Here is a 25,552-nt window from a genome sequence, read left to right as displayed (position 1 = left end):
TTGGTTTGGCGATCTGGATTTCTTGAGGGGACGAGGAATGAGCTCTGTATTGCGTCGGGTTGCCGTGTTTTCGCTCTATAATGAGCGTGGCATCGCAGACGACTATGTCATATTTCTGCTTACAAAGCTGAGAGAATTGGTTGAGAGAATTGTTGTTGTCTCCAATGGGAATCTTTCAAAACATTCTGAAGTCGCTGTGGAAAAGGTATGTGACCAGCTTCTGATCCGTGAGAACGAGGGATTTGATGTCGGGGGATACAAAGCCGGGATGGAAGCCATCGGCTTTGATGAACTTTCCAAGTATGACGAACTTATCCTGCTGAACGATACTTGCTACGGGCCTCTTTTCCCCTTTTCGGAAATGTTTTCGGAAATGGAAGGACGGAATTGTGATTTCTGGGGCAGTTCCGCCCATCGGGAAATGACACCAAACCCATTCACCGGAACGGGTTATCTGCCTTGGCATCTCCAGACGTTCTTGGTCGCTATCCGGAAAGATATGCTGAAATCTCGGGCCTTCAAAAGGTACTGGGAGAATCTGCCGGAGATAAAAACTTACGTCGATGCTGTTTTGCTTCACGAGTCACAGTTTACCAAGCATTTTACTGATCTAGGGTATTCAGCAGAAGCATATGTTGACCCAAATGACTATGGTTCGCACTATCCAGCATTTATCGACGTGGACGAAACAATCATCAATCGCTTTCCTCTGCTAAAGCGGCGTCTTTTTTTTAATGATCCGATTTTCTTGGAGCACAATGCCGTCGATTTGCCGCGCGCATTGCGGATACTTAAAGAGACATCCGACTACGACCTCAACTTGATTTGGCGCAATGTTTTACGCACTTCGGAATTGAGGAATCTCAATACCAACGCGGCGCTGATGAGCGTCCTGCCGGACAAGCGGATCAAAGACGATGCCGCCGACTACGGCAAGGTCGCTGTCTGCGCGCATATTTACTACACCGATATGCTCGACGAGATGCTGGATCTGACCGAGAACATTCCGGTTGCCTATGATTTCATTGCCACCACGGATACGCCTGAAAAGAAGGCCGAGATTGACGCCGCCTTGGCAAAGCGCCCTGGCATAAACAAGGCCATCGTCCGCGTTGTCGAACAGAACCGCGGTCGCGACATGTCGGCGTTTTTCATCTCCACGCGCGATCTGCTGGTCGACGATCGTTATGACCTTGTCTGCCGCGTGCATAGCAAAAAAACGCCTCAGGTGCAGGCGTCGAAGGGCAACCTTTTCAAACGGCATATGTTTGACAATCTGCTGAATACAAGCGGCTACGTGCACAATGTGCTGGACATGTTTCACGACAACCCGTCGATCGGGTTCGCCATTCCGCCGATGATTCATATTTCATTTCCAACCATGGGGCACTCATGGTTTGGCAACAAGGCCAAGGTTGAGGAAACCGCGCGCCTGTTGAAGATCGACGTCAAGTTCGATGACACCACTCCGGTGGCTGCCTATGGCGGCATGTTCTGGTTCCGGCCGCGCGCCCTGCGCAAATTGTTCGAACACAAGTGGAGATGGGAAGAGTTCGATCCCGAACCGTATTTTGACGACGGCGATTTGGCTCATGCGCTCGAGCGGTTGATGGCCTACGCGGCCCAGGATGCGGGTTACACAACGCAGCACATTGTGTGCGCGCATCAGGCGGCGCACGATTACACGATGCTGGAGTTCAAACTGCAAAAGCTTGCAAGCATGATGCCGTCGGCCGAATTCCTGAACCAGTGTTATATGTTGTCTGAGTGGAAGAAGTCCGGCTATCCCTTGGGAGCGCAGGCGCCAATGTCGCAGGCGCCAGTGGCGCCGCCGTCGCCGTCGCCGTCGGTAAAACGATCTCTGGCTAAACTCAATCTGGCGACCAAAAGCTCTCTGAAGTTTAGAATGCCGATACTGTTCACAATACTAAGGCCATTCTATCGCGGCGCGAGGGGCGTATTAAAACAAAACTATCAGCGTAATGAATAGCGCATTCGGTGACAATAATAATTATCATGGACATGAAGTTTACGGTATAAATTGTAGGAGCATCAAGGTGCATCGTATTGCCGTATTTTCTCTCTACGACGAACGCGGAATTGTGGATGACTATGTCATCTTTCTGCTCGAAAAATTGCGAGAGTTCGTGGAGAGGATTGTTGTCGTTTCCAACGGAGACCTGACCAAGCATTCGGAAGTCGCGGTTGAAAAGGTATGTGACCAGCTTCTGATCCGTGAGAACGAGGGATTCGATGTCGGGGGATACAAGGCCGGAATGGAAGCCATCGGCTTTGATGCTCTTTCTGAGTATGACGAACTTATCCTTCTGAACGATACTTGCTACGGACCTATTTTCCCCTTTTCGGAAATGTTTTCGGAGATGGAAGGACGGAATTGTGATTTCTGGGGCAGTTCTGCCCATCGGGAAATGACACCAAACCCATTTACCGGAACGGGTTATCTGCCTTGGCATCTCCAAACGTACTTCGTCGCTATGCGGAAAGATATGTTGAAGTCACGCGCCTTCAAAAGATACTGGGAGAATCTGCCGGAGGTAAAAACTTACACCGATGCTGTTCTGCTTCACGAGTCACAGTTTACCAAGCATTTTACAGATCTAGGCTATTCGGCGGAAGCTTATGTTGATCCGGACGATTATGGCTCACACTACCCAGCGTTCATTAACGTGGACGAGACAATCATCAATCGCTTCCCTCTTCTAAAGCGACGTCTGTTTTTTCATGATCCGACTTTTTTGGAGCATAACCCGGTCGATTTGCCGCGCGCTTTGCGGATACTTAAAGAGACATCCGACTACGACGTCAATTTGATTTGGCGCAATGTTTTACGCACTTCGGAGTTGAGGAATCTCAACACCAATGCGGCGCTGATGAGTGTCCTGCCCGACATACGGACCAAAGACGATGATGCCGCTGCCGACTATGGCAAGGTGGCCGTCTGCGCGCATATTTACTACACCGATATGCTTGACGAGATGCTGGATCTGACCGGGAACATCCCGGTTCCCTATGATTTCATTGCCACCACGAACACTCCGGAAAAAAAGGCCGAGATTGAAGCAATCTTGGCAAAGCGCCCTGGCGTGAAGAAGGTCATCGTCCGCGTTGTCGAACAGAACCGCGGTCGTGATATGTCGTCGCTTTTCATCACCTTCCGCGATCTGTTCATCGACGATCGCTACGACCTCGTCTGCCGTTTGCATACAAAGAAATCGCCTCAGGTGCAGGCGTCGAGGGGCAACCTGTTCAAGCGGCATGTGCTCGACAATTTGCTCAATACAAGCGGCTACGTGCACAACGTGTTGGACATGTTTCACGACAACCCGTCGATCGGGGTCGCCGTTCCGCCGATGATTCATATTTCGTATCCGACCATGGGGCATGTTTGGTTCGCCAACAGGCCCAAGGTTGAGGAAACCGCACGCCTGTTGAAGATCGACGTCAAGTTCGATGACACCACTCCGGTGGCTGCCTATGGCACCATGTTCTGGTTCCGCCCGCGCGCCTTGCGCAAATTGTTCGAACACAAGTGGAAATGGGAAGACTTCAATGCCGAACCGCATCATGTCGACGGCGGTCTGGCTCATGCGCTGGAGCGGTTGATCGCCTATACGGCCCAGGATGCGGGTTACACAACGCAGCACATTGTGTGCGCGCATCAGGCGGCGCACAACTACGCCATGCTCGAGTTCAAGATGCAAAAGCTTGTCGGCGCGTTGCCGTTTAACGACTTTCAGCGGCACTATGAGCTGTTGTCTGCGTGGAAGAACGCCGGTTATCCCTTGGGAGCGTCAGCGATGCAGATGCCAGCGATGCAGACGCCTGCGACGCTGACGTCGGTGAAGAGCTCTCTGGCTGAACTCAGTTTTGCCATCAAAAGCTCTCTCAAGTTCAGAGCGCCTATGCTGTTCAAAATTCTAAGGCCGATCTACCGCGGCATAAGGGCGGTCTTAAAACCAAATTCTCGGCGCAATGGCGGATAGCGGGAAAGATTCGCGCTTTTCCCTGGAATCATCCGCCCCAGGCGCCAATCCACTCATCCATCGGTGGAATTTCAGCCTCGAGCGCGGCCGCTACGGCAAATCCCAAGCGTGCCACATGAAGCCGAACTAACCGAGGAATTCAACATGGACGCCGCTCCGCCAGAGTTCAACCGAAACGATCTCGCTTCCCTTGTTGGTCACAAATCAACCCTTGAGGTGGGGCCTTTCACGAATCCAACCCTGCGCGGTCCACATGTAAAATACTTCGAAGTCATGGACAAAAAGGGACTGATCAAGCGGGCGGATGCGATCGGCTATGTTTACTCCAGCCCCGTCGATATCCACTATGTTTCCGCCACTGGCGACTTGAGCATCGTAAACGAGACGTTTGATTTTTGCCTAAGCAGTCACTGTGTCGAGCATCAACCAGACCTGATCCGCCATCTGAACCAGGTCGCGAGGATTCTCGTGCCGACGGGCAGATACCTCCTGATTATCCCGGACAAGCGCTACTGCTTCGATCATTTCATTCCAGAGAGTTCAATTGCAGATTTCATCAACGCTCGGGGCAACAGGGTTCACAGCGCAAAGAGCGTCATCGAACACATAGCTCTAACCACGCATAATGACCCGGTTCGCCATTGGATCGACGATCACGGGGTACCAAAATTTCGGCATGACCTGACGACTGTTTCTTCGGCCATGAGTGCGTATGACAATTCCGGCGGGGCCTATATCGATGTTCACGCATGGCAATTTACACCCCAAACTTTCCGCTCGGGAATAGAGGCACTTTCCAATCTCGGCCTCATTGAGCTGGAAGTCGAGCGTGTCTATTCCACGCCGCACAACACCTTTGAATTCTGCGCGATCTTGAAGCGACGGTTGGGGCCGAAAACTGACTAGATGTACGCTGTCCGCTGATATCATGGTACCCGCAGTGTCGATGGCGGCGCCGGCCTTCGTACACGTTTGCGCCAGCAATGGCTCGATTAGCGACCACTCAAAATCCGTCAGATCAAACCGGTGACGCATCACAAGGCTCCGTTCCAGAGCCCTGAATCAACCATCTGCTCACCTGGCAAGCAGTTTCATGAGGTTTACGGCCTAGACGACACCTGTAGATTGGACACATGGCGCTCAAACGGATGGACAACGTAGGAATCGTCGTCGATGACCTCGGAGGGACGATTGATTTCTTTCGCGAGCTGGGCCTTGAGCTCGAAGGGCGGGCCACGATCGAAGGAGAATGGGCCGGACGTGTCACTGGACTGGGCGATCAGCGCGTCGAGATTGCCATGATGCGCACGCCGGACGGCCACGGCCGGCTCGAGCTATCCCGTTTCCTCACGCCGCCTGCCGTCGCGGATCACCGCAACGCCCCGGTCAACGCCCTAGGCTACCTCCGCGTCATGTTCGCCGTGGACGACATCGACGAGACGCTTGAAAGACTCCGCAATCGCGGCGCGCAGCTCGTAGGCGAAGTAGTCCAGTATAAAGACGTGTATCGGCTCTGCTACATCCGCGGGCCTGAAGGGCTTCTCATCGGACTCGCCCAAGAACTCAGCTGAGCGCAATACGACGACAATGACGAAGGGCGACCAATGTCAGCGAGCGTGTCTCACAAAGGGTCCGTTGTTAGACTAGGCCGTAGACTCATAAGCTTTTAATCCAGATACGAGTAGCGAAGAGCTTGATGGGGGCAAGGAAATTGTCGGCGCGTTTGTCGTATCGGGTAGCTAAGCCTCTCGCGCTCTTGAGTTTTCCAAAGAAGCCGTCGACCAGGTTGCGGTAGCGATAGAGGAAGGTGCTGAAGGGGAAGCTGCGTTTGCGGTTTGCCTTTGCCGGGATATTGGCGAAGGCGCCGGACGCTTACGTTCAGATCGCCTATCCTGTTCAAAATACTCAGGCCGATCTATCGCAGCATAAGGGCGATCTCAAACCAAATTCCCGGCGTGATGGCGGATAGCGGAAAAGGCGCACACATTGGCCTGACTTGAGCCCGAAGTTTCCTCCGAAAAATGGGAGGAAACTGGGATCTCAGGTCAGTTTTCTGCAGATGTAAACCTCCGTAAAATCGCCAATGATCCCATAGTGGTGATCATGGAAACGGCGAACTTCCACGTCCATTGCAGACCAGGAATAAATCCGTTCGGGAAGGTCGTAGCCATAGTGGAAGGTCACCAAAGATCCTGAGTCACTGATCGGATTGCCATGATACTCAGGCTCAGGCACCAAGTGGTCGATCGAGCCATCGGACGACTTTCCGGACAGATTGTAGCAAGCCGGATCTCATCTCGCGCGGCTACAAAACTGGCACATTATTCTTCTCCGTCTCGGTAAGATGAATTTCATTACCTTTCAGCGCGGCGCTGGTCGTGCGGTAACCAGCCTTGCGCGCTATCGTGCAAAACACCCGTTCCACGGCATGTGCAAGGGTACCGTCTTGAATTCCGTTTTCTGGTTCGAATCTCAGCTTTTCCTCATCAATCCTCTGAAGAGAACGCAAAGCGCTTGGGTGGAACCAAAACATGGAGCCAGCAAAAAAACCAAGCTCAGGTTCGTCTCCAGCGCTGTGCACATCCATCGCCGTAAGGAGATCTCGCACAGTGTCACGATTTGCGCCCCAATATTTTTCGTTGGTGAGATAATAGTCGTGAGGCCCCACAATCCCGATCTCCCCCGATCGCAACAAATCAATTGCCCTTAGCACGATCAGGGAATCACCGACCAAGCTTCGATAGAGGCGATCACGCCATTCGTCGCCTCTGTCGCTGTATGTGCTCTTCTTGGAGTGAATTTTAAGGATCGCGTCATATCCATCCAAGTCTCCTGAACGATAAAGTGAGACGAACGGGCCGATATCTCTTCCGCGATTTTCTGTTAGATATACTGATACGCTGGCACCAACCTCAGCAAACCGATCTATGATGGGTGCGACATCCCCCTCGAATGGGGTCGTGACAAATACGTCAAATGGTACAATTATATTCTCAAGATAATCGCAAATTTCATCGATCATCTCAATATAATACAAATGAACAACGACCGCTGTTAACACTCCACTTCGATGCGGCAATCTCCAGCGCGCCGTCTTCATCGTTGAAAGAGGCAGCTTCTCCGGTCTTTTCAGAGTGAACAGGTTATCGTCGCCAACCTGGTAATGCCCTCTGGCTCGCTCGACCATTTCATCGACCTGCTTCAGCCTCTCCTCGGTCGCGGAATCGCGAATGCCCTGAACATCTATCCCATGCGGGTTGTCCCTCAAGACCTCCATCTTCACATAACCGAACTGTTGCGCAATCGGGCCGGCAGATATGTGGGACCAATTCACCGCCGCTTTCGATGCCGGTGATAGAAGCGTCGCGACTTTAACCCGGTTTTTCACCAACGCAGATGAAAACCCTATCTCGTAACTTAAAATCATCTCCATTTTTGTATTCATGGGGGAGATGTCTCTAAAGAATTTCTGAAACCACTCGGATAAAAATACACCTCTACCCAATACCATCATATAAGACTGAATATGCCACCCAAATTGGCGCGAGCTCGTTGCTCCGACTGCGTTATACGAGTCACACAGCCTTATCATATTTCGAAGCGCGTCAGAAAGTCGATGTGTATCTAGCAGGACGACGCTCGAGTTTATCAGGGCGATATGCTCCAAATCATTGGAGATAAGAGCGCGTTCTACGCCAACTCTATAGCTGTAGAAATCATACCCAATATTCGGTCTCTTGATTACTTCAATCCCTTCAATAGGTGGCAAGTTACCAATTTCGCTTGTGGTAACCAACACTACCCTATCAAAGACACTCCGAAGGCATGCAAGAAAATCGCAGAAATTACTCTCAATTCTGTCGTTGGGGTCAAAATGCGCTACAATTGCAACGTCAATTGCCACTATCTGCCTCTCAACCGCAATGATGCCACGTAGACAAATTTGGCAATCTTGAGCATCAGTGGTCGGCTACGAAGCGCGAAGGCGATTTTTTGAGAAAAAGAGCTTGGGGTATATAAAGTGAGTTTGGCACGTCGCTTCGCTGGAGATGCCTTCCCACTTGCTGGATCTGAACCTTCTTCATGCGTCAATGCATCGAAGAGCTGCTTCCGGGCGCCATCAATCCCGCTCTCCTCATCCGCTCCCTTGCGATAAAAAGAAGATTTCAGCGTCTGCTCCAAATATGAGAGGCCGTTTTTTTGGTCGGGTTCAAGGTAGCAACCTTCGCCCCATTCGTTCCATGCGTTGACAAAGATAAGTCTCCCGGATTCCTCCGGCGATTCAGAGCGAACATATGCCCGCAGATACCTGAGCCACGCGCCATACAGGCGTGGGCTGGAATTCAAAACGATTACGGGGGTGTCTTGCCGTCGGGGCGTGTTGTCCCAGGATGGTATGATGCCCCTGAATAATTTGAAGCGCGGCACATCACGGAGTGCACTTTGCAATACAACCCTTTGGTAGTCTATTATGCCGCCTTTAAAATCCGAATTTGTTATCTTGGGGAGTACATCGGGCCTGCTTTGAGGGCCATTGAACTTGTGTGGAGGAAACTCCACGAGAGAGTCTGCCCCGACCTCATTTGGGTGTGAAATATCGTAAAAATCCACAACGGCAATGTGCAATCCAGGGAATCCGAGTTGTTGGGCCCGCTTTCTCCAGATAGCGAACCACTTTCCCGCGTTAGGTATTGCCTTGGCGCGATAGACCAGAAGCAATGGTTCGCCTGAAATTTTAATGTACCGTTCGTCGCCCAAGGCGTCGGCTATCGAATCAAAGAACGCTTCGGCATCTCCGTCAGCATATTCCTGAGCCAACAGGACGCTCTTTGTGTCTCCATCCCACGTCCGCGTCCAATTTTCGTTTGCCCAACAGAGACAGAAGTCCATACTTATATCAGACTTCAAAAAGTTATCTACCGGAGTTGACAATATTCGTCGACCGCTAAACCAATAATGATAAAAGCAAAACCCACCTATTCCATATATTCTCGCGAGATCAGCTTGCTCGCGCATTGTTTCAACGTTTCCGAGATCGTAATATCCCAGATCGCGAGGAATATTGGGTTGGACATGCCCTTCGAAATTCGGCTTTGCCCTTGATACGTTGTTCCACTCGGTGAATCCGGGTCCCCACCACTCTGAGTTTTCAGCTACTCTATGAAACTGCGGCAAGTAAAATGCAATTAATTTTGATTGATCTTTTTCTACATCGAAGTAATTTGAAGGGTGTTCATCCGCCAATTCGGATAGAGCCTCAAAAGAGGGGCTGTGTATATCCATTTTATCATCCGAATTCGGCATTATTTTTCTGGGACCGAAATTCCATCTATGCTTTCAGTGTCAGGTGACACGCTCGCACTTTAGATACGGTCGGCGACTCCACGCACTGTCAGCGGCGCCTCAAGTCAGCGACTCCACCCGGCCGTTTTTAAGCACCATTCTCTTCGTGCAAACGCGCTGGATGAGCGTATCGTCGTGGCTGGCCAGCACGATGATGCCGGCCTTTTCTGCCAGTTCGTCCATCCGTCGTTTGGCTTTTTCCTGGAATGACGCGTCGCCGGCGCCGATCCACTCGTCCATCAGCAGAATTTCAGGCTCAAGCGCGGTCGCTGCCGCAAATGCCAAACGTGCCGCCATACCTTGGCTGTACGCCTTGAATGGCAGGTCGATGAAGTCGCCCAGTTCGCTGAAATCGATTATTTCTTCCATCTTCTCTTCGATCTCGGCCGCCGTCCAGCCGCTGATCAACCCCCTCAGCACGATGTTTCTGCGCCCGGTGGCCTCGGGACGAAACCCTATGCTGATGTTGAACAAGGCATCGACCTTGCCCGCGATCGATATCGTACCAGCCGATGGCTGGTAGATTCCGTAGAGAACCTTGAGCAGGGTGGTCTTGCCTGAGCCATTCGGGCCGACAAGCCCCAACCGGTCGCCCGCCTTGAGCTCGAAGCTGACATCGTCGAGTGCCTGCACGACCTGCTTGGTGCCGGAGCTCGCTATGTTGCCGCCGAGTGCGCTTCGACGCCGGCCAGGCGCCGAAAGCGTCAACTTCTCGAACAGGCGATAAACGAGGCTGACATTGTTCAGTTTGATGGCGGTCATGGAACTCAGATCAGGAAAACGATGCGCTTGCGATAAAGGCCCAGCAGCAGCAATGCAAGCGCCCAGAGGCCGAGGCAGAAATAGCCTGTCACCGCCAGCGCGTGCATCGGAAATGTGCCTGCGGTGATGGGCTCGCGCACGCTCTCCAGGAAATAGGTGAACGGGTTCCAATGATAGGCATATTTCTGAACGCCCTCTTGCCCGCTATAGACCCAAAAGACCGGCGTGAAGAACATGCCCACCCGCATCATGTTGCCGACGATGAATTCGCTATCGGGAAAGAAAGCGCCCAGGAAAGCAAAAACCACGACAAATGCAGGAGTAGCCAAGATGATGAGCAGCAGGCCCGGCACCGAAAACAGCCAGTTCATGTTGGTGCCGTAGCCGCTTAGCAACAGGATGAGAACGCAACCCGCCATCGAATAAGCAGCTCGAATGACGCATTGCATCGTCAACCGCATCACATAGACGAACAACGGCAGCGTCGTGCCTTGAATGAAGCTCGCTTCGCGCTGGAACAGCGACACGCTCACGCTGATGGTCTCGTTGAGATAGAACCACACCAGCATGCCGATGGCTACATAGGCTATATAGCTTGGGTTGATGGCGTCTTTGGTCACGAAAACAAAGACAAATGTGCCGACGAAAGCAAAATAATTGACCAGCATCCAAAGCGGTCCCAGGGTCGTGCGTCTGTGCTGGTCGCCGATATCCTCATGGGCAAGCGCGATCCAGACCCGGTGCAACCGTATGGCCTTGGAGATATCGTCAAAAGCGCCGCTTAGTGCCGCAATCATAGTTGGGAGTATCGCAATCTGTTTTTTTCCAGCGCTTTGGTTTTTCCGGCGCTTCGTCTCTTCAAGGCCCATGACGAACCACCATGGACCTCTTAATAGCCATTGCGACGTGCTTATGGCAACGCACTGCGTTTTAATGTCGCGAGTTGGGCGTCGGGTCCGATCCCTTGCCCTCGCGCTCCCTTGAAAAAACATCTGGCTATGACTTCGAGCCCGCAGTATGCGATACAACAGGGCGGGCTAGGGATAGCACTTTGAAAGAGTGATCTGCCACGAAGCATATTCGTGTTCGCACCTTGGTGATGTTCCTGTCCGTGAGCCTGGAGTCTAGTGCCGTCCAATGAATTCTTACCTCGAAGCTGTATTCGGACTCAGGCCGAAAATGCGGCGCGCCTTCATCATGGTCCAGGACGTGGTCATGGTCCTGGTCGCCGTGGCGCTCAGCCTTGTGCTTACGCGGTCGGATCTTTCGTTCGATCCGCTCTCCAACCAGGGTTTGGCAACCTGGGCGGGCATTGTTGTCATCAGCCATTTCCTGTTCAGATATTGTGGTCTCTACAAGACCGTCTGGCGCTTCGCCTCGACACCCGACTTTTTCAATATCCTGAAGAGCTGCGGGATTTTGACGTTGGCTCTGTACGCCGCTTCGATGCTGGTTCGTTCTTTCCAACCTGTGCAGGGGCTCAACGAGCGTCAGTTCATCGTCTTCTTCCTCGTCTCCTTCACGATCATATCGGCGCCCCGGCTGTTCTACCGCTTCCTGCGTGACGGCGCGAGCTGGGGCATTCTGAGCACCAAGACCGACAAGACGCAGGCCAAGCAGGCGTTGTTCGTTGGCCGGCTCGGCGAAGCCGACCTGATCATTCGCTTCACGCGCACGGCCGAGCCGGCCGACTATTCCATCGCCGGGATCATGGCGACCGAGCGCGGCGTGCCATTGGGCACGCGGATTCAAAGTGTTCCCGTGGTTGCGACCCGGCCGCGTCTGATCGAGGTCCTGGAGGACTATGCGACCGGCACCGAAAGCCTGGATTTGCTGATTTTCGGCAGCGGCGCCGAGCACGAGATCGAGGAGTATTCGGAACTCGTCCGCGTCGCCCGGCACGGCGACATAACGGTCGTGCAGTTTTCCGGTCTTTCGGAACTGGAACAGCACGGAAAGCTGGTTCTTGACGCCGTCGAGATGGAAACGATCCTGCGCCGCCCGACAGTGCCTTCCGATGTCGAGCGTATCGGTGCCTTTGTTGGCGGCAAGCGTGTTCTGGTGACGGGTGGTGCCGGGTCGATCGGCCGAACGTTGGTCAAACGGTCGTTGGAACTGGGGGCGGAGGCAGTGCTCGTCGCCGACAACTCCGAGTTCGGCATCTTCCAGTTGAGCCAGTACATTGACGAGAAGGACCACGACCGTCTCAAGGTCCGTATCGTCGATGTCGCGGACCGGCGCCAGATCACGCGTGTGGTCACGGAATTCAGACCGGACATCGTCTTTCACGCCGCGGCGCTCAAGCATGTTCCGCTGCTCGAGGAAAACTGGGATTCGGCCATCCAGACCAATGTCTTCGGCACGCTTGTCTGTGCCGAAGTCGCCGCCAAATGCGGGGTTGCGCAGTTTGTCCTGATATCGAGCGACAAGGCGGTGGATCCCTCATCGGTGCTCGGCGTGACAAAGCGGGCTGCCGAACAGATCATCAGCGCCTTGCATGGGCCCCCCGCGAGCGAGCCGGGCGCGCGTCGATCGGTCACCAAGTTCGTAGCCGTTCGCTTCGGCAATGTCTTTGGCAGCAACGGTTCGGTGGCGACCATATTCCAGGCGCAGATCGAGGCCGGAGGGCCTGTCACCATCACGGACCGGCGCATGACACGCTATTTCATGACCGTGGCCGAGGCCGTCGATCTGGTCATCATGTCGGCGGCCGATGCCGCATCGCGGCAGAGCAGGGAAGATTATGCCGTCTATATGCTCGACATGGGCAAGCCGGTGCCGATCCTTGAAGTCGCCGAAACAATGATCCGCCTGGCCGGAAAGAGCCCATACACGGACATTCCAATCCGGTTCACCGGCATAAGGCCGGGCGAGAAACTCCACGAAACGCTGCATGGCGAAGATGAGGAACTCGTCGAACTCGGCATTTCGAAGATCTTTGGCCTGAGCACGGATGTCGTGGAATGGTCGGATGTCCAGGCCGCGCTCACGGCGCTGCAGCAGTCGGTGAAGAACCAGGACAAGGATGCCGCGCTCGCCGTGCTGGCAGGCCTCGACCACGCCAAGAAGGCCAGGGGCAGCATCCATCAGGACGTGATCCCGAAAACGGCCCGGCGGGCGACCTAAACCCAATCCAGAAAGCGATCCTGATCGTGGATCGGACAAAACCAGCCATTCCCAGGCATTTGCAGGGTGTTTGAAGCTTGTGAGCAAAGAAGATCCGCGCATCGCAGTCCTGATGGGCACGAAAGACGGCGCCGCCTTCATCGATGAGCAACTGCAATCCCTGCTCGCGCAGTCGCACCCTCTGGTCGACCTGTGGATCTCCGACGATGGCTCCATAGATGGCACGATCGCCATCATCGAGGCATGGAAGTCCCGCTGGCCCAAGGGTCGAATGACCCTGGTGGAGGGGCCGCGGCAGGGGTTCGCCGGCAATTTCCGGTCGATGATCCTTGATCGACGTATCGATGCGGACTGCTATGCCTTCTGCGACCAGGACGATATCTGGGAGTCCGACCGGCTGGAGAGCGCTGTCAGCTGGATGCAGGCCTATGACGCAAAAACCCCGCTGATGTTTTGCTCGCGAACCGCAACCATGACGGAAACGGGAAGCCTTGTCGGCCATTCGCCGCTGTTTCGCCGGCCGCCATCCTTTCGCAACGCACTTGTGCAAAGCATCGCCGGCGGCAACACCATCCTGCTCAACGCCGCGGCCCGCGACCTGCTGGCCAGGGCCTCCGCGCAGACCGGGTTCGTCAGCCACGACTGGTGGGCCTATCTCATCGTGACCGCCGCCGGCGGCATCGTCCGCTACGATCCGCGGCCGCTGGTGCGCTACCGGCAGCATGCCGCAAACCTGGTTGGCGCCAACGTGTCGTGGAGAGCAAGGGTTTCCCGGGTTGGCCGCCTGTTCAAGGGCGAGTTTGCCGGCTGGACGGATCGCAATCTTGAGGGCCTTGCCGTCAATCGCGACCTCCTGACCGAGGATGCAGCGGCGTGCCTCGACCTGTTCACAAACGGGCGGCAGGGCAATCTTTTCCAGCGTTTGGGCGGCCTGCGCAAAAGCGGTGTCTATCGGCAGACTCTTTCCGGCACCCTGGGGCTCTATCTCGCATTCATCCTGGGTCGCATCTGAGCATCGAACGGCTGCATGGTGTGCTTGGCCAACAGATGACCTCATGCTACGTCGACCGTATTGACGGGCTTCGTCTGCGGCGTTGCCTCGGGGCTTTGGCAGGGAGCACTATCGGCCGTTCATGAACGCAACCAAGCAAATCTTCGATCTTGCCGGTGCGGCTCTGCTGCTGGTGGTCACATCTCCTGTCCTGGTGCTAGCCTTCCTTGCCGTTCGGGCATCATCGCCCGGTCCGGCCATTTTTTCGCAGACGCGGGTCGGCCGCGATGGCCTGCTTTTTCGCTGTCACAAATTGCGGACAATGTATGTCGGAACGCCGTCATTGCCCTCGCACGAGGCGCCCGCGAATTCCGTTACCTCGGTTGGCAAGGTCTTGCGGAAATTCAAGCTCGACGAGCTGCCGCAGTTCTGGAACGTTCTGAAGGGCGAGATGAGCCTGGTCGGGCCGCGTCCCTGTCTGCCGACTCAAACGGATTTGATCGAGTGTCGCAGGCGGCTGGGGGTTTTGGCGGCACTTCCGGGCATAACCGGTCTGGCCCAGATCAGGGGCATCGACATGTCGAACCCGGAGCTTTTGGCCAAAACGGATGCCGCCTATCTCAGGACAGCATCGTTCTGGCTCGACCTTCGGATCCTGTTTGGAACGCTCTATCGAAGCTGAGCAGACCATGATCCCAAAACTGGAAGCCGGTTTTTGGAAAGATCACGGTCAAACAGGAAGTCGAGGTTCACCGAGCCGCGCCAGTTCGGCCAGCCGCTCCAGCGTACCGGTTTCCGGTGCCCACCCCTGCGATATCAGCAGCGAAGGGTCGCATATCTGCGTCGCGGTCATGCTGTCCCAAAACGCCCGCTTGCCCAGCACGGCGGCGGCCGGCCGCATCAGGCCGGCCGGCACGGCGATCAGGCGCATCGGCCGTCCGAAACCGCTGCGAAAGGCGGCGATGACGGCCGCGACGGCGACCGACGGTACATCGGCGCCAATATAGATCGGGCGAAGTGACCCCGAATGGCTCAGCAGGTGCGACACCGCTCGCGCCGCAGCCTCGGAGGACATCAGCGAGCGGATTCCCGTCAAGGCGCCCGTCGGCAGCGGTAGCGCCGTATCAGCCAGTCGCATCAGCGTCGCCAGGTTTCCCTTCATGCCGCTCCCATAGACCGGAGGCAGGCGCAACACGGCGGCATCGGAACGGCCGTGCGACGCATAGGCGCCGAGAACCTTGATTTCGCCTTCGCGCTTCGAGCGCCCGTATACGCATTGCGGGGCAGCAAGCGTGTTCTCGTCGATCGTTGCGCTGACGCGAGCGCCGATCACGGCCCGGATCGAGGAGAGGTGGATGAAACGTCCGCTTGCCTGCGCGGCCGCGGCATCCGCCAGCCGCGCGCTCAATTCCACATTGGCCGCCCGATAATCGGCCTCGGTGGCGTCGCCCTGACAATTGTTGAGGCCGGCACAATGGACGACATGGGTCACATCCCTGGTGAGTGCCAGGAAGGCCGCGGCAGGCGCATCGAAACCTGGCATCAGCACAGCCTCGCTTCCCGAACCCAGCGTCTCCGGGTGACGTGAGGCGAGGCGAAGCTCGGCGCCGGCCTCGCGAAGGTGGTGCACGACAAGACGTCCGATGAAACCCGTGGCACCTGTCACCAAGACTTTCATTGCCTTGCTCGCAACAGCTCTTGGGTGGCCGGTGGAAGCGCCTGCTCTTCCGCTGATGGAAGGGCTTGCCCTTCCGTCACTGGTGGAAGCGCCTGCTCTTCCACCAACGGAGCCTGACGTCCGCAGGCAAGATATGTCCCGCACACCAGGAAGACCATCAGCACCGAGTCCAGAATGTCATGGCCGATCAGGATGCCCGTCATCCCGGCTGTGAGATAGGTGATCACGACGATGACAATCATGGTCGCACCGAACCGCTCGACCGGATCGCTGCTGTTTCGCAAGACCCATGCGGCATTTCCAGCGGCAACGACAAAGATCGCCGCCAGCGTCACGGCGCCCAGAATTCCTGCTTGCACCAAGGCGGTCAGGAAGCCGTTGTGGAAATGGCTGAAGCCTGTGTCCATTGCGAACTGGTCATGAAAGCCCTGCTTGATCAAAAGCTGGCTCGCACCCGCACCATGTCCGAACACTGGCATGTCATGGAATGCCCTGAGGCCGATCTCCCAAAGGGCAACGCGTATTCCCAACGAGGTGTCGTAGTTGTCGTGAGTCCCAAGCGCATCCCAATCGGAGCGCAGAAAGTCGACGCGCCCGGATATCGCCTGGAAGCCGAAAGCGGCGATCACGATGCCGACTGCCGTCAGCAGCAGCAGCACGCGAACGGCATTCCTGCCTCTGAGCCTCTGATGGTTGATCAGTAGAACAGCGATGCCGGCAATCAGCAGCGCCAGCCAGACAATACGCGAACCGGAATAGATGATGGCGATCGTCCCGGCCAGTGCGGCGTAGAAGAGGGGGTTCCGGGCTCGCTCAATGCCTGACAAGGCACCGGCCACGCAGACCACCACGGCAAGGCAGACGACGGTTGCGAAGACGATCGGATTGCCGGCCCCGCCCTCGGCTCTGACCCCAATCCAATATTGCTGGATGACGGCCATGAGCAGCGCGACAAAACAGGCGGCCATGCTGCTGAGCACGATGATGCGGGCAAGCGTGGTTTTCTGCGTGATGCTCCATGTCGAATAGGAGATTGGGAAAAACAGGAAGGTGACGAGCGGGATAAGGTGTGGCGCATCTCTAGCGAACGAGTTGTTGACGATGGAAGCCATGAGATTGGCCGCGCAATAGGCATAGATCGCGACCGTCAGCCAGATCATGGGCCGGTCGATGTTGAAGCGCCTTTTCCCGGTGGCAATCAGCACGACGGACGCGAGGGCTCCGCCATTGAACACGAAACTGACCAACGATCCCAGAACCGGTGGAAAAAAGAAGCAAAGGATGGAGAGGTAGACATTCACCCGCGAGGCAGTGAATTGCTGTCGTATGGATGAAAACCGGTTCAATGCTCTAGGTCACAATTCTCTGGGAGCGATAGGTGTCATCGGCGGAAACGGATATGATCGCCTCGAAATTGCAAATGTTCCATCATGCGTCGTGCGCGTCTTCAACGGCCGGTATAGCGGCTGGGTCCTTTTTTCGATAGTGCGGCAAGGTGGAGTTGCCGCCAGAAATCGATGGCCACCGACGGGCGCCTGGCCAAGGCCTGCACCAGGCAATCTGCGTGTTCAGCCAGGCAATATTTTCCCCGGCTTTTCTCGTCGGCTCGCCCCACGAGCAGGAATTTCCGAGTTTTGCCGCGCGCATGGAAAATTCATTCCCGAACCGTGCGCCGCCCGGCCAGTCTTGCATTGTTCTCGACAACGGCGATCTGCTAGAACGCCGGCACGAAAGAGATTGTCCAGAAGCAAGGCTTGAACCGGGCGCAAAAAGCTCGATGATTTGAGGCAAGGTCTTCTGTCGGAAGGCACGAAAGAACGCTTACAGTCCATGACCATCGCGCTTACGCATCTTCAGCGGCTTGAAGCCGAGTCCATCCACATCTTCCGCGAGGTTGCGGCCGCCTTTGCCAAGCCGGTGATGCTCTATTCCGTCGGCAAGGATTCCTCCGTGCTGATGCATCTGGCTATGAAGGCGTTTTATCCCGCCAAGCCGCCGTTCCCCTTTCTTCACGTCGACACGACGTGGAAATTCCGCGAGATGATCGCCTTTCGCGATCAGATGGCGCAGAAACTCGGCTTCGATCTCTTGGTTCATGTCAACGAAGATGGCGTGCGCGACAACATCAATCCGTTCGATCACGGTTCGAACACCCACACCCATGTGATGAAGACCGTGGCGCTGCGCCAAGCGCTCGACAAATACGGCTTCGACGCGGCCTTTGGCGGCGCCCGTCGCGATGAGGAGAAATCGCGCGCCAAGGAGCGCATCTTCTCCTTCCGCAACGCGCAGCATGTCTGGGACCCGAAGAACCAGCGACCCGAGATGTGGAAGATATTCAACACCCGCATCGCATCGGGTGAATCGATCCGCGTCTTTCCGCTGTCGAATTGGACCGAGCTCGACATCTGGCAGTATATTCTGCAGGAAAACATCCCGATCGTGCCGCTCTATCTCGCCAAGGAGCGGCCGGTGGTCGAGCGCGACGGCATGCTCATCCTGCGGGACGACGAGCGCATGAAACTGCGTCCCGGCGAGACGGTGGAGAACCGGCTTGTCCGATTCCGCACGCTCGGCTGCTATCCGCTGACCGGCGCCATCGAATCGGATGCCGACACGCTGGAAGCCATCGTCGGCGAAATGCTGACCGCGCGCACCTCCGAACGGCAGGGTCGCCTGATCGACCGCGATGAAGCCGGCTCGATGGAAAAGAAGAAGCGCGAGGGGTATTTCTGACCATGCGCCACATCATGGCAAAGAGCCTCGCACCCACAGACGGTGTCCGCGACTATCTGGCGGCGCAGGAGAAGAAGTCGCTGCTGCGTTTCCTGACCTGCGGTTCGGTCGATGATGGCAAGTCGACGCTGATCGGGCGCCTGCTGTCGGACACCAAGCAGATTTTCGAGGACCAGCTCGCCGCGCTCGAGCGCGATTCGCGCAAACATGGCACGACTGGCGACGACATCGATTTCGCGCTTCTGGTCGATGGCCTCGAGGCCGAGCGCGAGCAAGGCATCACCATCGATGTCGCCTACCGCTTCTTCGCCACGCCGAAGCGCAAGTTCATCGTTGCCGACACGCCCGGCCACGAACAATACACGCGCAACATGGCGACCGGCGCCTCGACCGCCGACCTGGCCATCGTGCTGATCGATGCCCGGCAAGGGGTATTGCCGCAGACGAGACGCCATTCGATCATCGCCTCGCTGCTCGGCATCCGGCACATCGTGCTGGCCGTCAACAAGATCGATCTCGTCGGGTTCGACCAGGCGATCTTCGAACGCATCACCGAGGCCTACGGGCAATTCTCGCGCGATCTCGGCTTCCAGACCATCGTGCCGATCCCGATGTCCGCCCGTTACGGCGACAACGTCACCGGCCGCTCGGACAGCATGGAATGGTATTCCGGCCCGACGCTGATCGAGCATCTCGAAACCGTGTCGGTCGACGAAGCGGTGGTCGAGCTGCCGTTCCGTTTCCCGGTCCAGTATGTCAATCGCCCCAATCTCGACTTTCGCGGCTTCGCCGGCACCATCGCGTCCGGTTCGGTTGCAACCGGTGACGAGGTGGTCGTCGCTAAGTCCGGCAAATCCTCGCGCGTCAAGCGGATCGTCTCCTATGGCGGCGACCTGGCCCAAGCGGCCGCCGGTCAGGCCGTCACGCTCGTCCTTGACGACGAGGTCGAGATTTCACGCGGCAATATGCTGGTTTCGCCGGCCGCACGGCCGCAGGTCGCCGACCAGTTCGCTGCCAACATTGTCTGGTTCGACGAGCATGCGCTGCTGCCCGGCCGCTCCTACATCCTGCGCACCGAGACCGATCAGAGCAGCGCCACCGTCACCGACCTGAAGTACCGGATCAACGTCAACGACTTTGCCCATGAAGCAGCCAAGTCGCTTGAAATGAACGAAGTCGGCATCTGCAACATCTCGACGCGGACACCGATCGCCTTCGATCCCTTCGCCGAGAACCGCACCACCGGTGCCTTCATCCTGATCGACCGCATCAGCAACGCCACGGTCGGCGCCGGCATGATCCTGCACTCGCTGCGCCGGGCCGAAAACATCCATTGGCAATCGCTCGATGTCGGCAAGCGCGTCCGTGCCGACATGAAGAACCAGCGGCCCGCCGTGTTCTGGTTCACCGGGCTGTCGGGCTCCGGCAAGTCGACCATCGCCAACCTGTTCGAAAAGAAGCTGTTCGCCACCGGCCGCCATACCTATATCCTGGACGGCGACAACGTCCGTCACGGTCTCAACCGCGATCTTGGTTTCACCGACGCCGATCGCGTCGAGAACATCCGCCGCGTCGCCGAAGTGGCGCGCTTGATGGCCGATGCCGGATTGATTGTCATTGTCTCATTCATTTCGCCATTCAGCGCCGAGCGGCGCATGGCGCGCGAATTGATGGCCGACGGCGAATTCATCGAGGTGTTTGTCGACACGCCTTTCGAGGAATGCGCTAGGCGCGATCCGAAGGGCCTTTATGCCCGCGCGCTGAACGGCGAGATCAAGAACTTCACCGGCGTCGATTCACCCTACGAAGCGCCGGAAAAACCGGAAATCCATCTGAAGACGCTCGGCAAATCGGCCGAACAGATGGTAGACGCCCTGGAACACTGGCTGAACGAGCGCGACATTGCCGAAGACCAATACGACAACGGCGGCGGCATCTGACGACGGGCTGATGCTCGAAATCTTCGAGCGGCTGGCCCTGGCGGCCGGCCGCGAGGTCATGCGTGTGTTCCATGCCGGCTGTGCGGTCGACCGGAAGTCCGATGCCTCGCCGGTGACCGAGGCGGACCGCGAGAGCGAGAAGATCATTCTCGCCGGACTGCGCTCCGCATTTCCCGACATTCCCTGCGTGGCCGAGGAAGAGGCATCCGCCGGCATCGTGCCGCCGGACCTGGACGGGGCTTTCTTTCTCATCGATCCGCTCGACGGCACCAAGGAATTCGTCAACCGCCGTACCGATTTCACTGTCAACATCGCGCTTGTCCGTCATGGCGTGCCGGAAGTCGGTGTCGTCTTTGCGCCCTGCAGCGGCCGTTTTTTTTCGGGCCGGCCGGGCAGGGCGGAAGCCATCGAGGTTGACAACGACTACCAGATCACAGGCCGACGGCCGATCTCGGTGAGAACGGCCGTGGAACCATTGGCCGTCGTCGCCAGCCGCTCCCACAATACGCCGGAAACCGAAGCCTATATTCGCGATCTCGGTGCCGCCGAGATCGTTTCGGTCGGTTCGTCGTTGAAATTCTGTCTTCTCGCCAGCGCCGAAGCGGATGTCTATCCGCGCTTCGGCCGCACCATGGAATGGGATACGGCGGCGGGCGATGCCGTGCTGCGTGCGGCCGGCGGCATGACGCGCACGCTGGACGGCCAGCCCCTGGTCTATGGCAAGCGCAAGCAGAGCGATGACGAGGATTTCGCCAATCCGCATTTCATTGCCAGTGGCAGGGCAGGGGTCAGCCCCGCCTGAGACGGACCGAAACCTACTCGGCTGCGGCCTGCGCCGAATTCGAGCCTATGTAGTTGCGGATCGTCTCGATAATCCGGTCCTGGTCGGCTTCACTGAGATAGGGGTGCATCGGCAGGCACAGGATCCGCTTCGGCAGGTCCTCCGACACGGCAAGGCCGGTCGGCGTGCGCGGGTAGTCGCGATAAGCGACTTGGGCATGCAGCGGCTTCACGTAGTAGATGACCGACGGAATGCCCTTTTCGCCGAGATGCGCCTTCAGCCCGTCGCGCTTGGGCGTCTCGATCGCATATTGTGCCCAGGCCGAGCGGCTGCCGTCCAGATTGCGGGCCGCCGTGACGATGTCGCCAAGCCCTTCGGCGTAGCGGTTGGCCACCACCTGGCGGGCCACCATCTCGTCTTCGAGGATGGCCAGCTTCTCGACCAGGATGGCCGCCTGTATGGTGTCGAGCCGCGAATTGATGCCGACGCGGACATTGTCGTACTGCGTCTCGCCCTTGCCATGGAAGGCGAACGATCTGAGTTGCTCGGCCAGCGCATCGTCATTGGTGAACATTGCGCCGCCGTCGCCATAGCAGCCGAGCGGCTTTGCCGGGTAGAAGCTGGTCGAGCCGACCGCGCCGAACGAGCCGCACATCTTGCCGTCGCTTGAGCCGCCCATCGACTGGGCGGCATCCTCGATCACCATCAGCCCTTCGCGGTTGGCGATCGCCATGATGGCATCGTAATCGGCGGCAAGGCCGAACAGATCGACGGGAATGATTGCCTTCGGCTTCAGCCGGCCTTCCTTCTTGATCATGGCGATGGCCGCCTCGAGGCTGGCGATGTCGATGTTGTAGGTATGCGGGTCGACATCGACGAACACCGGCTCTGCCTTGGCCAACGCCACCACTTCGGCGGTGGCGGCGAAAGTGAAGCTTGGCACGAACACCGCGTCACCCGGTCCGACGCCGGCCGCAAACAGCGGCAACAGCAGCGCATCGGTACCGTTGGCGCAGGCCACGACATGCTTGGTGCCGACATAGGCGGCGAGCTTGTTTTCGAATTCGGTGACTTGCGGGCCGAGAATATAGCGGCCTTCTTCGACGACGCGGTCGATCGCGGCCTTCAGCCGGTCGCGGATTCGTTCGCGCTGCGCGCCAAGATCGATGAACTGCATGTCGGCCTCAAAACGGGTTAGCCAGATAACCGGCCGCTGGTATCAGAGTTGCGCCGGCCGAGAAAGCCGCAGGAGCAAAACCGCGAATTGCCTAGGTGTCGCAGTCTGTTACCTCGGATTTCCGGCCGGATCGTTCGAGATGCCTGAAATCCGGGCTTCGGCGGCTGCCGCCACCAGCCTATATCGGATCGGCGCGGTCAGGCGAAACATAAAGTGATCGACAATCCCAGCGCTTTCCAGGCGATTTGCCGTCTGTTCAGGCGATCTCATGCCGCCATGGCGGATTGGCGCCGGCCCGCGACACGGTCACGGCCGCCGCCTTGTTGCCAAGCGCTAGTGCCTTGCTGATGGCGTCCTGCGAAAGGCCGGCGATTGCCGTCTTTGTCAGCAGGCCTTGTTCCTGCAGCGAGGCGAGGATGCCGGCATTGAATGTGTCGCCGGCGCCGACCGTGTCGACCACCTTGACCTTCTCCGTCATCACCGTGACGGTGTGTTCCTTGGTGTAGCCGATGGCGCCTTCGCTGCCACGCGTGACGACGATCAGCTTCGGGCCGCGGTCGAGCCAGTTGCGGATGACATCCTCGTGCGAGCCGGCTTCGCCGAACCAGTTCAGGTCTTCGTCCGACAGTTTCACGATATCGGCCATCGCCATCATGGCGCGGATGCGCCTGAGGTGCTTGGCCTTGTCCGGAATGAAGTTCGGCCGGATGTTGGGGTCGAGCATCATGACGCGGCTTTCGTGCTCGCGCCGCATGAACTCCTCATAGGCACTGCCGGCGGGCTCGGAGATCAGGCTGATGGCTCCGAACAGCATGGCCTCGATCTCGTTGCCGAGCTGCGGCAGGTCGTCGATGGTCAGCATGCGGCCGGCGGTGTTCTCATCATAGAACGTGTAGGTCGCCTGGCCGTTGTCCAGCTTGACGAAGGCCAGCGTCGTTGGCCGTGGTGACGTGTGTGCATAGGTGGAGCTAACCTTGCTCGCCCCAAGCGCGTCCCGGAACTGGCCACCGAACAGATCCGACGACAGGCCTGAAAAAAAACCTGCCGGCGCGCCCAGCCGCCCGAGCGCGATCGCCGTATTGAAGACGGCGCCGCCGACATAGGGGGCAAAGGCCGGCTCGCCATTGGTCGTCGTGCGCGGCAGCATGTCGATGAGGGCTTCGCCGCAGCAGAGGATCATGGCTTCCTGGTCTCCGGCGGATAGATCACGCCCTTGCGGATGATGATGTTGGCGTAGAGCCGCGGCTCGCTAGTCGCGACGATGGCATGCGCCGATTTGACCCGTGCATAGAAGTCGGCGCCGGCCAGTGCAACCACCTTGCGGCCGGGCGCGCGTTTTGCGCATAGCGCCTCGATCTCGTGATGCACGGGATCGGCGAGCGATGGATCGCCTTTCACCGAGGCACGAAACAGTGCCTCTGGTACGGCATCGTCGACCGGCAGCACGCTCAAGATCGCATCGAGCACCGGCAAGAGATGATGACCATCGGCTCGGATGAGCCGGTTGGCCTGTTGCTCTGCCGGATAGTTTCCGTCGACAAGCGCGATCTCGTCGCCATGGCCCATGGCGCGCAACGTCGCCAGAAGCTCTGGACCAAGCAGCGCCGGGATTCCGATCAGCATCAGGCGCTCCTGGCAATCGTCGTCGAACCGATCAGGAAGCGTTCGGAGAGCGGCAGGCTGGCGCCGCCGAGCGCCCGGGCATGGATGCCGACGGTTCCTTCGCGAACGGCGGGAAGCTTCAGGCCTTCGCCGTCGATCGTGGCGATGGCCGCGATAACGGCATCAACCAGCCGGCGGCGGACTGCCTTTGGCATCCATCCGTCGATCACCGCCGCCTCGAAATCGATGACCGAGGATGCGGCGACGATGGCATAGGCGAGCGCCTGCGAGGCGCTGGCGATCCAGTCGTCGAGTTCGGGACCGATCTCGCCCCAATCTTCCGGCGATGTCCACAGATGCGAAGCCTCGACGCCGCGCGCATTGAGCGCCTTTTCGAGCATGGCGATGGACGCCACGTCGATCAGCTGGGTTGGCTTGCCGTCCGGCCCGGGCACTGGCATCGAGCCGAGTGCTCCGGCATTGCCGGTTGGCCCGCCAAAAAGCCGGCCGTTGAGCACGATGCCGCCGCCGGCAAAGGCGCCGATGTAGAAATAAACGAAGTCACGCGCAGCACCGGTCTGGCCGAAGACGAGTTCGGCGCCGCAGGCCGACGTCGCATCGTTCTGCAGGTAGACCGGAAAATCGCATTGCGCCTGGATGTCGGCTCTGATGTCGCGGTGACGCCATTCGTCCATGACGTCGCGCGGGGCGCCCGCGGTATCGGCCCAGTTCCACAATTCGAACGGCATGGCGATACCCAGACCGGCAATGCGCTTGTCTTGCGCGGGTGTCAGCTCGCCGCGCATCTGCCGCATGCCGTTGCTGACGAAGTCCACGGTCTCGCGTGGCGCAGGATAGCGGTAGGAATGCTGCAGCATCGAGCGGACATGGCCAAGGAAGTCGATCAGCACGAGTTCGGCGCTGCGGCGGCCGATCTTCAGGCCAATGAAATAGGCGCCGTCGGGATTGAGCGCCATCGGGATCGAGGGTTGGCCGATCTTGCCGCGCAACGGCGCCTGCCGCAGCAGAAGGCCTTCTTCCTCCAGTTCGCGCATGATGACCGAAACCGTCTGCGCCGAAAGCCCGGTCATGCGGGCGATGTCGGACTTCGCCAGGCTGCCGTGCTGGCGCACCAGCGAGAGCACCAACCGCTCGTTGTGGTCCCGCATGCCGCTCTGGTTGGTGCCGCGGTGAATGAGGCTGTCATTCACCTCGGGCGAACCGTGCCTCGCAATGGCGGTCTCCACCCTGTTTCTCCCGTCGTTTCCCCACAATGCTTTTGGGCCAGAATGGGTGAACGAAGCAAGGCTGTCAATAATAAATAAGAGTGATTTAATTATTGACAGAGACTTCGCTCTGGTGTCTGTTGAGGAGGCGTCCGCGCTGGGAGAATATCGTTGGATGCGCTGCAG

Annotated in this window: 22 protein-coding genes and 1 pseudogene; 11 read left to right on the top strand and 12 right to left on the bottom strand. The window is 57.6% G+C overall.

Going from position 1 to position 25,552, the window contains the following annotated elements; translation table 11 throughout:
* Positions 1–37: 37 nt before the first annotated feature.
* From ACFFNA_RS27840 to ACFFNA_RS27825, 4 genes are all read left to right on the top strand, one after another.
* The gene (locus ACFFNA_RS27840; RefSeq protein ID WP_378923147.1) at positions 38–1,990 is read left to right on the top strand and encodes a rhamnan synthesis F family protein; all 1,953 of its coding nucleotides are present in this window, start codon (positions 38–40) and stop codon (positions 1,988–1,990) included.
* A 67-nt stretch (positions 1,991–2,057) separates the two neighbouring features.
* Positions 2,058–4,004: a rhamnan synthesis F family protein gene (locus ACFFNA_RS27835; RefSeq protein WP_378923146.1), complete on the top strand. Its 1,947-nt coding sequence runs from the start codon at positions 2,058–2,060 to the stop codon at positions 4,002–4,004.
* A gap of 144 nt (positions 4,005–4,148) precedes the next feature.
* Positions 4,149–4,910 (top strand): methyltransferase domain-containing protein, encoded by a 762-nt coding sequence (locus tag ACFFNA_RS27830; RefSeq protein WP_378923145.1) that lies wholly within the window; start codon positions 4,149–4,151, stop codon positions 4,908–4,910.
* 227 nt (positions 4,911–5,137) lie between these two features.
* On the top strand, positions 5,138–5,575 hold the full coding sequence (locus ACFFNA_RS27825) for a VOC family protein (RefSeq protein ID WP_378923144.1): 438 nt from the start codon (positions 5,138–5,140) through the stop codon (positions 5,573–5,575).
* Positions 5,576–5,647: 72 nt separating this feature from the next.
* Here the strand turns inward: ACFFNA_RS27825 and ACFFNA_RS27820 are convergent.
* The 6 genes and pseudogenes from ACFFNA_RS27820 to ACFFNA_RS27795 all read right to left on the bottom strand — a co-directional run.
* Positions 5,648–5,870 (bottom strand): annotated as a pseudogene (locus tag ACFFNA_RS27820) (transposase); the annotation flags it as partial.
* A 174-nt stretch (positions 5,871–6,044) separates the two neighbouring features.
* A complete protein-coding gene (locus ACFFNA_RS27815) occupies positions 6,045–6,188 on the bottom strand; it encodes a hypothetical protein (protein ID WP_378923143.1) in 144 nt (47 codons plus the stop codon).
* A gap of 121 nt (positions 6,189–6,309) precedes the next feature.
* Positions 6,310–7,908, bottom strand: a complete 1,599-nt coding sequence (locus ACFFNA_RS27810; protein WP_378923142.1) for a rhamnan synthesis F family protein — start codon at positions 7,906–7,908, stop codon at positions 6,310–6,312.
* Positions 7,908–9,287, bottom strand: coding sequence for a glycosyltransferase WbsX family protein (locus ACFFNA_RS27805; protein ID WP_378923141.1), 1,380 nt, complete (start codon positions 9,285–9,287; stop codon positions 7,908–7,910). Before ACFFNA_RS27805 ends, ACFFNA_RS27810 begins: the two co-directional genes overlap by 1 nt.
* Positions 9,288–9,407: 120 nt before the next feature.
* Positions 9,408–10,109, bottom strand: coding sequence for an ABC transporter ATP-binding protein (locus ACFFNA_RS27800; RefSeq protein WP_111543843.1), 702 nt, complete (start codon positions 10,107–10,109; stop codon positions 9,408–9,410).
* A 5-nt stretch (positions 10,110–10,114) separates the two neighbouring features.
* Positions 10,115–10,978 carry an ABC transporter permease gene (locus ACFFNA_RS27795; RefSeq protein WP_378923140.1) on the bottom strand — a complete coding sequence of 288 codons (864 nt, stop codon included), beginning with the start codon at positions 10,976–10,978 and terminating at the stop codon, positions 10,115–10,117.
* A gap of 268 nt (positions 10,979–11,246) precedes the next feature.
* On the opposite strand from ACFFNA_RS27795, the gene ACFFNA_RS27790 reads away from it, so the two are divergent.
* From ACFFNA_RS27790 to ACFFNA_RS27780, 3 genes are all read left to right on the top strand, one after another.
* Positions 11,247–13,235, top strand: coding sequence for a UDP-N-acetylglucosamine 4,6-dehydratase (locus tag ACFFNA_RS27790; RefSeq protein ID WP_378923139.1), 1,989 nt, complete (start codon positions 11,247–11,249; stop codon positions 13,233–13,235).
* Between the two features lie 79 nt (positions 13,236–13,314).
* Positions 13,315–14,247, top strand: a complete 933-nt coding sequence (locus ACFFNA_RS27785) for a glycosyltransferase family 2 protein (RefSeq protein ID WP_378923138.1) — start codon at positions 13,315–13,317, stop codon at positions 14,245–14,247.
* 121 nt (positions 14,248–14,368) lie between these two features.
* A complete protein-coding gene (locus tag ACFFNA_RS27780) occupies positions 14,369–14,908 on the top strand; it encodes a sugar transferase (RefSeq protein ID WP_378923137.1) in 540 nt (179 codons plus the stop codon).
* Between the two features lie 48 nt (positions 14,909–14,956).
* Here the strand turns inward: ACFFNA_RS27780 and ACFFNA_RS27775 are convergent, their stop codons facing one another.
* Both ACFFNA_RS27775 and ACFFNA_RS27770 read right to left on the bottom strand, forming a co-directional pair.
* On the bottom strand, positions 14,957–15,904 hold the full coding sequence (locus tag ACFFNA_RS27775) for an NAD-dependent epimerase/dehydratase family protein (RefSeq protein ID WP_378923136.1): 948 nt from the start codon (positions 15,902–15,904) through the stop codon (positions 14,957–14,959).
* Positions 15,901–17,151 carry an O-antigen ligase family protein gene (locus ACFFNA_RS27770; protein WP_378923135.1) on the bottom strand — a complete coding sequence of 417 codons (1,251 nt, stop codon included), beginning with the start codon at positions 17,149–17,151 and terminating at the stop codon, positions 15,901–15,903. The genes ACFFNA_RS27775 and ACFFNA_RS27770 overlap by 4 nt, the downstream gene beginning before the upstream one ends.
* A gap of 317 nt (positions 17,152–17,468) precedes the next feature.
* On the opposite strand from ACFFNA_RS27770, the gene ACFFNA_RS27765 reads away from it, so the two are divergent.
* The 4 genes from ACFFNA_RS27765 to cysQ are packed head-to-tail and all read left to right on the top strand — an operon-like array spanning position 17,469 to position 21,382.
* The gene (locus ACFFNA_RS27765) at positions 17,469–17,690 is read left to right on the top strand and encodes a hypothetical protein (RefSeq protein ID WP_378923134.1); all 222 of its coding nucleotides are present in this window, start codon (positions 17,469–17,471) and stop codon (positions 17,688–17,690) included.
* A gap of 44 nt (positions 17,691–17,734) precedes the next feature.
* Positions 17,735–18,640 (top strand): sulfate adenylyltransferase subunit CysD, encoded by a 906-nt coding sequence (gene cysD, locus ACFFNA_RS27760; protein ID WP_111543849.1) that lies wholly within the window; start codon positions 17,735–17,737, stop codon positions 18,638–18,640.
* A gap of 2 nt (positions 18,641–18,642) precedes the next feature.
* Complete coding sequence (gene cysN, locus ACFFNA_RS27755; protein ID WP_378923133.1) at positions 18,643–20,580, top strand: sulfate adenylyltransferase subunit CysN; 1,938 nt, start codon at positions 18,643–18,645, stop codon at positions 20,578–20,580.
* Between the two features lie 10 nt (positions 20,581–20,590).
* Positions 20,591–21,382, top strand: a complete 792-nt coding sequence (cysQ, locus tag ACFFNA_RS27750; protein ID WP_378923823.1) for a 3'(2'),5'-bisphosphate nucleotidase CysQ — start codon at positions 20,591–20,593, stop codon at positions 21,380–21,382.
* Positions 21,383–21,395: 13 nt separating this feature from the next.
* Here the strand turns inward: cysQ and ACFFNA_RS27745 are convergent, their stop codons facing one another.
* The 4 genes from ACFFNA_RS27745 to ACFFNA_RS27730 all read right to left on the bottom strand — a co-directional run bounded on the left by ACFFNA_RS27745 (position 21,396) and on the right by ACFFNA_RS27730 (position 25,387).
* On the bottom strand, positions 21,396–22,538 hold the full coding sequence (locus ACFFNA_RS27745; RefSeq protein ID WP_111543852.1) for a DegT/DnrJ/EryC1/StrS family aminotransferase: 1,143 nt from the start codon (positions 22,536–22,538) through the stop codon (positions 21,396–21,398).
* Between the two features lie 256 nt (positions 22,539–22,794).
* Complete coding sequence (locus ACFFNA_RS27740) at positions 22,795–23,718, bottom strand: carbohydrate kinase family protein (RefSeq protein WP_378923132.1); 924 nt, start codon at positions 23,716–23,718, stop codon at positions 22,795–22,797.
* On the bottom strand, positions 23,715–24,161 hold the full coding sequence (locus ACFFNA_RS27735; protein WP_378923131.1) for an RbsD/FucU family protein: 447 nt from the start codon (positions 24,159–24,161) through the stop codon (positions 23,715–23,717). The genes ACFFNA_RS27740 and ACFFNA_RS27735 overlap by 4 nt, the downstream gene beginning before the upstream one ends.
* Positions 24,161–25,387 carry an ROK family transcriptional regulator gene (locus ACFFNA_RS27730; RefSeq protein WP_378923130.1) on the bottom strand — a complete coding sequence of 409 codons (1,227 nt, stop codon included), beginning with the start codon at positions 25,385–25,387 and terminating at the stop codon, positions 24,161–24,163. Before ACFFNA_RS27730 ends, ACFFNA_RS27735 begins: the two co-directional genes overlap by 1 nt.
* Positions 25,388–25,552: the final 165 nt, after the last annotated feature.

It is taken from the genome of Mesorhizobium kowhaii (genome assembly GCF_042431665.1).
In the GTDB taxonomy this organism is placed as follows: Bacteria; Pseudomonadota; Alphaproteobacteria; order Rhizobiales; family Rhizobiaceae; genus Mesorhizobium; species Mesorhizobium kowhaii.
Note: the sequence above shows the minus strand (reverse complement) of the source record. Positions and strands in the feature narration are given on the sequence as shown.